The sequence below is a fragment of the Lutibacter sp. genome (genome assembly GCF_016342705.1).
In the GTDB taxonomy this organism is placed as follows: Bacteria; Bacteroidota; Bacteroidia; order Flavobacteriales; family Flavobacteriaceae; genus Lutibacter.
Genome location: NZ_JAEINV010000009.1, coordinates 86,666 through 98,210, shown reverse-complemented (window position 1 = coordinate 98,210; position 11,545 = coordinate 86,666). Strand labels below are relative to the sequence as shown.

At 30.1% G+C, this 11,545-nt stretch carries 12 protein-coding genes; 8 read left to right on the top strand and 4 right to left on the bottom strand.

Annotated features, from left to right (window positions below; all coding sequences use genetic code 11):
- The first annotated feature begins 68 nt into the window (after window positions 1–68).
- From JEY78_RS10145 to JEY78_RS10125, 5 genes are all read left to right on the top strand, one after another.
- Window positions 69–452, top strand: coding sequence for a hypothetical protein (locus tag JEY78_RS10145; RefSeq protein ID WP_291850473.1), 384 nt, complete (start codon window positions 69–71; stop codon window positions 450–452).
- A 200-nt stretch (window positions 453–652) separates the two neighbouring features.
- Window positions 653–2,923: a TonB-dependent receptor gene (locus JEY78_RS10140; RefSeq protein WP_291850470.1), complete on the top strand. Its 2,271-nt coding sequence runs from the start codon at window positions 653–655 to the stop codon at window positions 2,921–2,923.
- A 109-nt stretch (window positions 2,924–3,032) separates the two neighbouring features.
- Window positions 3,033–3,713, top strand: a complete 681-nt coding sequence (locus JEY78_RS10135) for a metal-dependent hydrolase (RefSeq protein ID WP_291850466.1) — start codon at window positions 3,033–3,035, stop codon at window positions 3,711–3,713.
- 33 nt (window positions 3,714–3,746) lie between these two features.
- On the top strand, window positions 3,747–4,271 hold the full coding sequence (locus JEY78_RS10130) for an SRPBCC family protein (protein WP_291850463.1): 525 nt from the start codon (window positions 3,747–3,749) through the stop codon (window positions 4,269–4,271).
- 11 nt (window positions 4,272–4,282) lie between these two features.
- Window positions 4,283–4,555: a zinc ribbon domain-containing protein gene (locus JEY78_RS10125; protein WP_291850460.1), complete on the top strand. Its 273-nt coding sequence runs from the start codon at window positions 4,283–4,285 to the stop codon at window positions 4,553–4,555.
- Between the two features lie 22 nt (window positions 4,556–4,577).
- On the opposite strand, the gene JEY78_RS10120 is transcribed toward JEY78_RS10125, so the two are convergent.
- Window positions 4,578–5,480 (bottom strand): sterol desaturase family protein, encoded by a 903-nt coding sequence (locus JEY78_RS10120; RefSeq protein WP_291850458.1) that lies wholly within the window; start codon window positions 5,478–5,480, stop codon window positions 4,578–4,580.
- 70 nt (window positions 5,481–5,550) lie between these two features.
- Between JEY78_RS10120 and JEY78_RS10115 the strand changes: the two genes are divergently transcribed.
- The 3 genes from JEY78_RS10115 (at window position 5,551) to JEY78_RS10105 (ending at window position 8,802) form a co-directional block, all read left to right on the top strand.
- Window positions 5,551–6,585, top strand: coding sequence for an o-succinylbenzoate synthase (locus tag JEY78_RS10115; RefSeq protein ID WP_291850456.1), 1,035 nt, complete (start codon window positions 5,551–5,553; stop codon window positions 6,583–6,585).
- A gap of 41 nt (window positions 6,586–6,626) precedes the next feature.
- Complete coding sequence (locus tag JEY78_RS10110; protein WP_291850453.1) at window positions 6,627–7,586, top strand: CPBP family intramembrane glutamic endopeptidase; 960 nt, start codon at window positions 6,627–6,629, stop codon at window positions 7,584–7,586.
- A 145-nt stretch (window positions 7,587–7,731) separates the two neighbouring features.
- Window positions 7,732–8,802 carry an AMP-binding protein gene (locus JEY78_RS10105; RefSeq protein WP_291850450.1) on the top strand — a complete coding sequence of 357 codons (1,071 nt, stop codon included), beginning with the start codon at window positions 7,732–7,734 and terminating at the stop codon, window positions 8,800–8,802.
- On the opposite strand, the gene JEY78_RS10100 is transcribed toward JEY78_RS10105, so the two are convergent.
- From JEY78_RS10100 to JEY78_RS10090, 3 genes are all read right to left on the bottom strand, one after another.
- Window positions 8,786–9,148: a hypothetical protein gene (locus JEY78_RS10100; protein WP_291850447.1), complete on the bottom strand. Its 363-nt coding sequence runs from the start codon at window positions 9,146–9,148 to the stop codon at window positions 8,786–8,788. The genes JEY78_RS10105 and JEY78_RS10100 overlap by 17 nt on opposite strands.
- The gene (locus JEY78_RS10095) at window positions 9,123–9,839 is read right to left on the bottom strand and encodes a YebC/PmpR family DNA-binding transcriptional regulator (protein ID WP_291850445.1); all 717 of its coding nucleotides are present in this window, start codon (window positions 9,837–9,839) and stop codon (window positions 9,123–9,125) included. The genes JEY78_RS10100 and JEY78_RS10095 overlap by 26 nt, the downstream gene beginning before the upstream one ends.
- Before the next feature lie 64 nt (window positions 9,840–9,903).
- Window positions 9,904–11,532: an acyl-CoA carboxylase subunit beta gene (locus JEY78_RS10090; protein ID WP_291850442.1), complete on the bottom strand. Its 1,629-nt coding sequence runs from the start codon at window positions 11,530–11,532 to the stop codon at window positions 9,904–9,906.
- Between the last annotated feature and the right edge of the window lie 13 nt (window positions 11,533–11,545).

Below are 11,545 nucleotides of genomic sequence, written 5' to 3'. Positions count from 1 at the left end.
AAAAGTAAAATAGAATATTTTAATTATCAAAAAATAAAAGATACCTTTGTCTTTTATTAAAGCGTTTAATGAAAAATCAAGTATTAGGCATATTTTTTTATTTACTGTATTTATTGGCAATGGTACGTCCATTAGTGCCAATAATAGAGTATTATGCCAATTACAATTATATTGCAACTGTACTTTGCGAAAATAAAGACAAACCTTATTTAGAATGTAACGGTAAATGTTATTTAGAAAAACAATTAAAGGAAGTAAATCACGATAATCACGAACATAAATCAACCATTCCTCAAATTAATTTTGATGATTATCCAATAAGCCCTTTAGATCAGTTTTCATATCAATTAAAAGTTTTTAAAGAATTAAATTCTGAGAAATCTTATTATGTTAATTATACTTCACAAGATTTTTTTAAATCTGTTTTTAAACCACCACAAGTAGTTTCTTAATTTTTTTACGTGTCTATTTACTTTAAAAAATAATTCATTTTTTGAAATATTAGTGTATGCTTTAATTTGTTGAAAAACAGATTATCGCTAGTGGTTTAATATATTTTTAATACACGTAAATAGTCAGTTTTTAAACTTGCTAATTGGTTACTAACTAATTAGTAAGTCGGCAGTATATTAATAAAAATTTTAAATTAAAAATGAAAAACAAAGTACTTCTAACTATAATTATACTATTTATTTCATTGGTAGGTTTTGCACAATCTTCAAAGCTTTCTGGAAAAATTATTGATGAAAAAAATGCAACACCAATAGAATATGCTACTATTAGAATGTTAAAAAATAATATGGTAGTAATTTCAAATGTAAATGGTGAATTTACATTAAATGCTGAAATAGGCGATAAAATTGAAGTGTCGCACATCAGTTATAAAACCGTAATAACAAGTTTACAAAATCAAATAACCATACCATTACAACTTACTCAAATAGAGTTAAACGAAATTATTGTAGCGGCAAACCCTTTGCAAGATATTTCTCAATCTGTAGTTATAAACGATACGGAAAAACGTATAAGTCAACCACGTAGCGTTGGACATTTATTTAAAGAAATTAGCGGTTTTGGAATCACTAAAAAAGGAGCTTATGCATCTGAACCAGTTTTCCGTTCTTTTAAATACGAACAATTAAATGTTCAATATGATGGTGGAATGAAAGTTTTAAACGCGTGTCCAAATAGAATGGATCCAATTACAACACATATTATTCCAGAAGAAATTGAAAAAATTGAAATTGTAAAGGGGCCTTTTACAGTTAGATTTGGACAAAATTTTGGTGGAATTATAAATCTTGTTTCAAAAAATCCAACTAAAGATCAAAAAGGATTTCATGGAAGCGTTGAAGGAGGTTATGAAACCAATGGAGATAATTTAGTAACTGGTGCTTCGGCGTTGTATGTTGCTGATAAATTTGATGTGTATTTGAATGGTTCTTATCGTGATTTTGGCGATTATAAAGATGGCGATGGAACAGTTGTTCCTTCATCATTTAAAACAACTGATTATTCATTAAAAGTGGGAATAAATCCAACAGAAAAACAACGTTTGCAATTAAGTTGGAGACAATCTTTTGGTCGCGATATTGATCACGCTGGTTTGCCTATGGATTCACCTTATGATGATAGTTTTTTAGCCGGAATTGATTATAAAATAAAAGAACTATCTGATATAATAAACAGTTTCACTGTAAAGGTTTTTTATTCGTATGTAGATCATTTAATGACTAATGAAAATCGTCCGAATTTTAATTTAACAGATTCGCAATCTCCAGTTGAATCTTGGACTTATGGAGGGAAAACAGAGCTGGTAATTGCACCAAGTGATAATGTGAGAATTTACACAGGTATAGATGCAAACATAGTAGATAGAAAAGGTGATAGAACTCGTATTGTGAAAATGATGAATGGTATGGTGTTGCCAACTCCTAAAGTTTTTACCGATAAAATTTGGCAAGATGCAAGTGTAAATGATATTGGTGTATTTGCAGAAAGCAACTTTAAATTGAGTAATTACACAACGGTAACAACAGGTGTAAGAGCCGATTTTATTTCAGCTTCAATAGCAGATCCAGAAGCAGATTTTGAAACATTGTATGGTGGAAATATTGATGATCAAACCGAAACAAATGTGAGTGCAAATGTATCTATAAAATATCAAAAAGATGGATTTCAAACGCAGTTTGCAGTTGGTAGAGGTGTAAGAACAGCTTCAATGATAGAGCGTTTTATTAACCATTTTTCCGTTGGTGTTGATCCGTATGAATATGTTGGGAATCCAAATTTAAAACCAGAAGTTAATACACAATTAGAACTATCATTACTTAAAAAGTTTGAAACCATACAAATTGGCGCTTCCTTTTTTCATTCTTTCTTGACGGATTATATAACTCCAGTTGTAAATACGAGTATTCCAAGAAAATTTATGCCTACAACTCCACCAGTGGTTGCAAAACAATTTATAAATATTGATGAAGCCGCTCAAACAGGTTTTGAATTTTCTTTTAGCTACAAAGCTTCCGAAAAAATTATGTTTACTTCAGAAGTTTCATACACACAAGCTGAAAATAAAGATTTAAACGAACCGTTAGCCCATATTCCTCCGTTTATGGCAAACTTAGGGGCTAAATATGAAGATGATAATTTTTGGTTTGCACTAAGTTCTAGGTTAGTTGCGAAACAAGCTAAAATTGCACCTTCATTTATGGAAGAAGAAACTCCTGGTTTTGGAACACTAGATTTTAGAGCAGGTTTAGAACCATTTAAAGGTTTTTCAATAGGTTTTGCTGTATTAAATATTTTTGATAAAACATATTATGAACATTTGAATTTCTCATATAGTAATTCAAATATTCTATCTGGTAAAATATACGAGCCTGGTAGAAATTTCACAACGTATTGTAAGTATCAATTTTAATATTAGATACTTATTTTGTTTGTTTGTTAGCCACAGAAAGTTCACTTTCTGTGGTTTTTTTATGAAAAATATTTTTTAAATTGCAGTAAACATATAAAAACTTCTTCCAATGAAAATAACCTATTTAGGACACGCAACTTTAAGTATTGAAACAAAAGACAAAACCTTATTAATTGACCCGTTTATTTCGGGAAATGAATTAGCTAAAGATATAGATATTAACAATCTGCAAGCCGATTATATTTTGGTAACACACGCACATCAAGATCATATTTTAGATGTTGAAGCCATTGCAAAAAGAACTGGCGCAAAAGTAATTTCTAATTATGAAATTGTAACGTATTTTGAAAATAAAGAAATTGCAGGACATCCAATGAATCATGGAGGCAAATGGCATTTTGATTTTGGAACTTTACACTATACAAATGCAATTCACTCAAGCTCTTTCCCTGATGGATCGTATGGTGGACAACCAGGAGGTTTTGTATTGGAAACCGGACATCATAGAATTTATATTTCTGGAGATACGGCTTTAACGTACGACATGAAATTAATTCCAGATGTTATTGGTGATTTAGATTTAGCCATTTTACCAGTTGGTGATAATTTTACAATGGGAATTGATGAAGCAATAAAAGCAAGTAAATTTTTAAATTGTAATAAAGTTTTAGGTGTGCATTTTGATACTTTTGGGTACATTAAAATAGATCATAAAGAAGCTTATGAGAAATTTGCGAAGGCTAAAAAAGAGCTAACTTTATTACCTATTGGTGACTTTATTAAATTATAAATGGAAATTTAATTAACTACTAAACTTAAAACTATGACCACATTTTTGTACATTATTGTAGCGCTTATAATACTTATAGCTGTCTTACACTTATTAGCACCAAAAAATTACGATGCAAGTAGAAGTATTTTTATTAATAAACCTTTGCCAGAAGTTTTTCAATATTTAAAATCACTTAAAGATCAAGATAATTGGTCTCCTTGGGCTGAAAAAGATCCAAATATGAATAAAACTTTTACAGGAGTTGATGGTGAAGTAGGTTGTATTTCTGCCTGGGTTGGTAATAAAGATGTTGGTGAAGGAGAACAAGAGATAACTGGAATTGAAGAAAACAAAGAAATAAAGTCACAATTACGCTTTTTAAAACCGTTTAAATCTACTTCAAATGCTTATTTAAGAGTAGAGAAAGAAGGTGACGGAACCAAAGTAATTTGGGGATTTACAGGTGAAAATAAATTTCCGATGACAATAATGATGTTGTTTATGAATATGGATAAAATGGTTGGTAAAGATTTTGAATATGGTTTGAATAAATTAAAAGGAATTTTAGAAAAATAATTTAAAAAATCATGAAAGAGTATAAAACTTGTCAGAGTTGCGCAATGCCTTTAAAGAAAGATCCAAAAGGTGTTGGTGGAGGAAAAAATGCAGATGGTAAAACAAGTCATAAATATTGCAGCTATTGTTATGAAGATGGCAAATTTTTGCAACCTGATATTACTGCTGAAGAAATGCAGGCTTTTGTAAAAGAAAAATTGAAAGAAATGGGTGGCTTTATGAAATTGTTTGCAGGTGTTTTTTCAAAAGGAATTCCAAAATTAGAACGTTGGAAAAAAGATTAGTTCACTTAGCTGAGTCGAAGGGCTATTCTTTAGAATTTTTAGACAACCACTCTTTTCTTAAATCATTAGATAATAAACCAGAGCCATCATGTTTCCAACCTGGTGGCTTTATAAAATATTTTAATTTATTTGTAATGTTTGTTTTAGCATAAAAAGCATCTTTAAAAACAGCAATCCATTCATGAAAAGCAATTTTTATTGGGTTAAAAGTGTCAATATTTGAAGTTAATCCATAAATCACTTTTTCATCTTTTAATTCAGGTTGAAATGTTCCAAATATTTTATCCCAAATAATAAAAATTCCAGCGTGATTTCTATCTAAATACAACGGATTACTTCCGTGATGCACTCTGTGATGGGAAGGTGTGTTAAAAATTGCTTCAAACCATTTTGGCATTTTGTCAATTAACTCTGTGTGAATCCAATATTGGTATAATAAGCTAATACTCATTTGCGTAAATATCATTAAAGGGTGAAATCCTAAAATTGGTAATACTAAATAAAACACAAAAGTAAAAAAACCACCAGTCCAAGTTTGGCGTAAAGCAGTACTTAAGTTATATTTTTTTGAAGAATGATGTACAATATGTGATGCCCAAAAAAATCTACTTTCGTGTCCCATTCTATGCGCCCAATAATAACAAAAATCATCAGCAAACAAAATGAGGATCCAACTACACCAAACAAACGGAATAGTTGTAAGTTTAAAGTTCTCGTATAAAAAAGTAATTATAAAAACGACTAGTAATTTACTTAACAAATTCACCAAAACATTTCCAATTCCCATTGCCAACGAAGCAAAAGTATCTTTAAGATTGTAGCTTTTAGGCTGTTTTTTGTATAAAACAATACTTTCAAAAATAACAGAAACTATAAAAAAAGGAATAGCGTAATAAATTAAATTTGGGATGTGTGGAATTTCCATAAAAAATATAATTATAGTCCAATATAAAATAAATTTTTAAATATTTGTACCTTTCAATTTTAAAGCAAAAATGAAAGCAAGTTTTCAAAAATATATTCTAAATTTTAAACAGGCAAGTGGAACATCTCGTGGTGTTTTACATACCAAAGAAACATTCTTTTTAAAATTAATTGAAAAGAATAAATTAGGAATTGGAGAATGTGGTTTGTTTAGAGGCCTAAGTTGTGATGATAGACCAGATTATGAAGAGAAACTAGTGTGGTTATGTGCTAATATTCATAAAAATAAAGACGAATTATTTAATGAACTAAATCAATTTCCTTCCATTCAATTTGGTTTGGAACAAGCTTTATTGTCATTAAAAAGCGATAATTTGTTTGAATTATTTCCTTCAAAATTTACAAAATCTAAAGATGCAATAAATATCAATGGTTTAATTTGGATGGGAAACGAATCATTTATGAAAAAACAAATTTCAGATAAATTAGAAGCAGGATTTTCAACCATTAAAATGAAAATTGGAGCCATTGATTTTGAAACAGAACTTTCCTTGCTAAAAAGTATTCGTAAAGATTTTTCTTCAAAAGAAATTGAGTTACGAGTTGACGCTAATGGTGGTTTTAAACCAAACGAAGCTTTAGAGAAATTAAAACGTTTAGCTGAATTTGAAATTCATTCTATTGAACAACCAATAAAGCAAGGACAAATAAGTGAAATGGCTAATTTATGTTTAAAAACGCCCTTACCAATTGCTTTGGATGAAGAATTAATTGGTGTTTTTCCTGTAACAAAAAAGCAAGAATTGCTACAAATAATAAATCCGCAGTATATAATTTTAAAGCCTAGTTTAGTTGGCGGATTTAAAGGTAGTGAGGAGTGGATTCATTTGGCTGAAAAACTACAAATTGGTTGGTGGATAACATCAGCTTTAGAAAGCAATGTTGGCTTAAATGCTATTGCTCAATGGACGTATACTTTAGGTAATAGAATGCCACAAGGTTTGGGAACAGGTGGTTTATTTACCAATAATTTTGATTGTCCATTAGAAGTAAAAAACGGCTATTTAAACTATAATAATTTAAAAAATTGGACATTTAATTTATAACGTCATTCTGAACTTGATTCAGCATCTTATACTAAAATATTATGAAATTTATTCAACAAGCATATAAAGGAGAAAACCAATGGTGGGCATATTTTGTAACCATTATACTATTATTTTTTGGGTGGCAATTTATTGCAGTAATTCCTTTAATTGGAGTTGCATTTTATTACGCTGGAGATTTTGAAACTTTTTTAGCAGCAGCAAATGATAATTTTGTTTCGTTAGGAATGGATTCTAATTTATACTTGTTTTTAGTAATATTAACTTTTTTGGGCGGACTAATTTCATTGCTATTTGGTGTGAAAATAATTCATAGGCGAAAAATAATTTCAGTAATTACAAGTCGTGATAAAATTGATTGGAGCCGATTTTTTTATGCCTTTGGTCTTTGGGCTGTAATTGGTGTAATTATGATTGCTATTAGCTATTATCTAGAACCAGAAAATTTTATTTGGAACTTTAAACCCGTTTCTTTTGCAATTTTAGTATTGGTTTCATTTTTATTTTTACCAATTCAAACAAGTATGGAAGAAATTTTGTTTAGAGGCTATTTAATGCAAGGTTTTGGAACTTGGTTTAAAAAATCTTTTGTGGCTTTAATTTTAACATCGGTAATTTTTGGTTTGTTACATGGTTTAAATCCTGAAGTTGAAAAACTGGGATGGATAAGTATGGTGTATTATATTGGAACTGGTTTGGTGTTAGGGATTTTTACTTTGATGGATGAAGGGACTGAATTATCTCTAGGATTCCACGCTGCAAATAATATTGTTGCAGCTGTTTTGGTAACAGCAAACTGGACAGTTTTTCAAACAGATGCGCTGTTAATTGATACTTCAGAGCCTTCGGTTGGTTGGGAAATGTTTATGCCAGTATTGGTGTTGTATCCAATAGTTTTATACATTTTTTCAAACAAATATGGATGGACTAATTGGAAAGAAAAATTGTTTGGAACTGTTATGAAACCAATTGAATTAAAAGAAGAAGAATTTATAGCTTAGAAATATTACGTCACCCTGAATTTATTTCAGGGTCTCATTATAATATGCAAAATAAGAGTTTGATGTGATTCTGAAACAAGTTCAGAATGATGAACTCTATAAATTTAGGATAACTACGAATAAAAAGGAATTTTAAAAATTACTAGTGAGAAATACATTTCATAAAGACTTTCGATTACAAGGAAATGCATTCAAATCTGTTGAAGAATTACTCTTGTTTTCTAAATCAATTTCTATGGATGTTGCTCAATTTTTAGAAAATTGGTTTAATGAATCTACAATTATTGAAGTAAAAACTTCCGGTTCTACAGGAACTCCTAAGTTAATTCAGCTTCAAAAAAAACATATGATAAACAGTGCAAAAGCTACTGGAGAATTTTTTAATTTGTTTGAAAATACAACAGCTTTATTATGTATTTCCGTTAATTTTATTGCTGGAAAAATGATGTTAGTAAGAGCAATTACGTTAGGTTGGCAAATAGATGTTATGGAACCATCTTCAGGACCTTTAAAGCATATTGAAAAAGAATACGATTTTTCTGCAATGGTTCCATTGCAGGTTACTAATTCACTCCAAAATATTCATAAAATTAAAAAGTTAATAGTTGGTGGAGGCGTGGTTTCTAATGATTTATTGTTAAAAATTCAACAGTTAAAAACTAAACTATTTGCAACGTATGGCATGACTGAAACAGTGACTCATATTGCAATTAAAAAATTGAATAACTTTGACTCTGTCATTTCGAGCGCAGTCGAGAAATCTCATTATAAAACACTTCCAAATATTAAAATTTCAACAGATGCTAGAGGTTGTTTAATAATTGATGCTCCAAAAATTTGTGATGAAAAAATAGTAACAAATGATTTGGTTGAATTGCTTTCTGAGAGTGAATTTAATTGGCTTGGTCGTTTTGATACTGTAATAAATTCAGGTGGAATAAAATTAATTCCAGAGCAAATAGAAGAAAAACTTTCTGAAGTAATTAAACAACGATTTTTTGTAGCAGGAATTCCAGATGCTATTTTAGGAGAAAAATTGATTTTGGTTGTTGAAGGAATTGAAAATGACAACCTTTTTGAAAATATAAAAAATATGGAATTCTTTTCTAAGTATGAAATGCCGAAAGAACTTTTCTTTGTAAATAGTTTTTTAGAAACCGATACTCAAAAAATAAATAGAAAAGAAACTTTAAAATTGCTTAAAAATATCTACTAAATATTTTAATTAACACCAATGTTTTAATACCAATTAAACCAGCGTAAAACCAAATAGGTGTTTTTACGGTTTCTTTTAATTCGTAATACGCCAGTTTTATTGAATTTGGCATGGTGTTTAATTCATACTCATGGTTGCAATTTTCACAAACAGATTTTCCAAATTTTCCACCTGATAAAAATGGAATATGAAATAAATGTTTGTAAGTACCAATAACGGATACTTTGGTAGTATTTTTTTTATTACAATTTGGGCATAAAACTTCCTTAGGTGTTTCAAATTTTAATTCGGAAGATTTTTTGCCAGCAAAAACCATAGTTTTACATTTCCATTGAATGATATACATTTTGTACATCGTCATCTTCTTCTAAACGTTCTAATAACTTTTCAACATCGGCTTGTTGTTCTTCAGAAAGTTTAGTGGTTGTTTTTGGAATACGTTCAAAACCAGAAGAAATAATTTCTAGATTATTTTTTTCAAAATAATTTTGTAGCGCACCAAATTGTTCAAAAGGCGCATAAATAATAATTCCATCTTCATCTTCAAAAACTTCCTCAACGTCAAAGTCAATTAATTCTAACTCTAAATCTTCCAAGTCAGTTGTAATATTTTCTTTCTTTAATGTAAATGTACACGTATGATCAAACATAAAAACTACAGAACCAGAAGTACCTAAGTTTCCGTCACATTTATTAAATGCGGCTCTAACATTAGCAACAGTTCTATTGTTATTATCCGTAGCGGTTTCTACTATAACCGCAATACCGTGAGTAGCATACCCTTCAAATAAAACTTCTTTATAATTGCTGGTGTCCTTGTCTGCCGCTTTTTTTATGGCGCGCTCAACATTTTCTTTGGGCATGTTAGCTGCCTTTGCATTTTGCATTACAGCTCTTAAACGAGAATTTGTATCAGGATTTCCTCCTCCATCGTTAATAGCCATTACAATATCTTTCCCAATTCTGGTGAAAATTTTTGCCATAGCTGACCAACGTTTCATTTTTCTTCCTTTTCTAAGTTCAAAGGCTCTTCCCATAATACTACGTATTTTATTTTAAGTGATGCAAATGTAATTATTACCAATTGTATTTACAACACTTTTATACTTGAATTATTCCTAAATTAAACTGTTTTTTTATAGGTGCGTGATTTGCGGCTTCAATACCCATACTAACCCATTTTCTAGTGTCTAATGGGTTTATAACTGCATCGGTCCATAACCTTGCAGCGGCATAATATGGTGACGTTTGGGTATCATATCTTTGTTGAATAGATTGTAAAATTTCTTGTTCTTTTTTATTTGAAATTTTTTCTCCTTTCTTTTTTAAAGAAGCTGTTTCAATTTGTAATAAAACTTTGGCAGCTTGTTCACCACCCATCACAGCTAATCTTGCAGATGGCCAAGCAACAATTAGTCTGGGGTCGTAGGCTTTTCCACACATGGCATAATTTCCTGCTCCGTAAGAATTTCCAATAATTATTGTAAATTTTGGTACTACAGAATTACTTACTGCATTCACCATTTTTGCGCCATCTTTTATAATTCCTCCATGTTCACTTTTACTTCCAACCATAAAACCAGTTACATCTTGTAAAAACACTAAAGGAATTTTTTTCTGATTGCAATTAGCAATAAATCGTGTTGCTTTATCTGCAGAATCAGAATAAATAACACCTCCAAATTGCATTTCTTTGTTGGCATTTTTCACCACTTTTCTCTGGTTTGCAATGATGCCAACTGCCCAACCATCTATACGAGCATAAGCACATACAATGGTTTTACCATAATCTTTTTTATATTCTTCAAATTCAGAATTATCAACAATACGTTCAATGATTCCTCGTATTTCATATTGATCTGTTCTTAATTTAGGGAGAATTCCAAATATGTCTTTTGGATCTTCTAAAGGAAGTTTTGATTCAGATCTACTAAAACCTGCTTTGTCGAAATCACCAATTTTATCAATAATAAACTTTATTTTATCCAAAGCATCGTAATCATCTTTCGCTTTATAATCTGTAACTCCACTAATTTCACAATGGGTTTTGGCACCACCTAATGTTTCATTATCAATACTTTCACCAATTGCAGCTTTTACCAAGTAACTTCCTGCTAAAAAAATACTTCCAGTTTTGTCAACTATCATTGCTTCATCACTCATAATTGGTAAATAGGCTCCGCCAGCAACACAGCTTCCCATAACTGCTGAAATTTGAGTAATTCCCAAACTGCTCATAATAGCATTGTTTCTAAAGATTCTTCCAAAATGTTCTTTGTCAGGAAAAATTTCATCTTGCATTGGTAAGTATACACCTGCGCTATCTACCAAATAAATTATTGGTAATTTATTTTCAATGGAAATTTCTTGAGCACGTAAATTCTTTTTTCCTGTAATAGGGAACCAAGCTCCTGCTTTTACAGTTGCATCATTTGCTACTACAATACATTGTTTTCCTTTTATATAGCCAATTTTAACTATCACTCCACCAGATGGGCAGCCACCATGTTCCTTATACATTTCATCTCCGGCAAAAGCACCAATTTCAATAGAATTACTATTTTTATCAAAAAGATAATCAACTCTTTCCCTTGCAGTTAATTTACCTTTTGCTTTATGTTTTTCTATGCTAGAGTCTCCACCACCTTTATAAACTTTTAATAGTTTCTTTTTTAATTCGGAAAGTTGAAGTTGATTAAAATCTTCGTTTTTATTGAAGTTGATATCCATTTTTTAAAATCAT

What these genes read in the sequence shown, in the direction of transcription:
- JEY78_RS10145 (WP_291850473.1), top strand. Translation starts at nt 69, where the DNA reads ATGAAAAATCAAGTATTAGGCATATTTTTTTATTTACTGTATTTATTG.
- JEY78_RS10140 (WP_291850470.1), top strand. Translation starts at nt 653, where the DNA reads ATGAAAAACAAAGTACTTCTAACTATAATTATACTATTTATTTCATTG.
- JEY78_RS10135 (WP_291850466.1), top strand. Translation starts at nt 3,033, where the DNA reads ATGAAAATAACCTATTTAGGACACGCAACTTTAAGTATTGAAACAAAA.
- JEY78_RS10130 (WP_291850463.1), top strand. Translation starts at nt 3,747, where the DNA reads ATGACCACATTTTTGTACATTATTGTAGCGCTTATAATACTTATAGCT.
- JEY78_RS10125 (WP_291850460.1), top strand. Translation starts at nt 4,283, where the DNA reads ATGAAAGAGTATAAAACTTGTCAGAGTTGCGCAATGCCTTTAAAGAAA.
- JEY78_RS10120 (WP_291850458.1), bottom strand. Translation starts at nt 5,480, where the DNA reads ATGGAAATTCCACACATCCCAAATTTAATTTATTACGCTATTCCTTTT.
- JEY78_RS10115 (WP_291850456.1), top strand. Translation starts at nt 5,551, where the DNA reads ATGAAAGCAAGTTTTCAAAAATATATTCTAAATTTTAAACAGGCAAGT.
- JEY78_RS10110 (WP_291850453.1), top strand. Translation starts at nt 6,627, where the DNA reads ATGAAATTTATTCAACAAGCATATAAAGGAGAAAACCAATGGTGGGCA.
- JEY78_RS10100 (WP_291850447.1), bottom strand. Translation starts at nt 9,148, where the DNA reads ATGTATATCATTCAATGGAAATGTAAAACTATGGTTTTTGCTGGCAAA.
- JEY78_RS10095 (WP_291850445.1), bottom strand. Translation starts at nt 9,839, where the DNA reads ATGGGAAGAGCCTTTGAACTTAGAAAAGGAAGAAAAATGAAACGTTGG.
- JEY78_RS10090 (WP_291850442.1), bottom strand. Translation starts at nt 11,532, where the DNA reads ATGGATATCAACTTCAATAAAAACGAAGATTTTAATCAACTTCAACTT.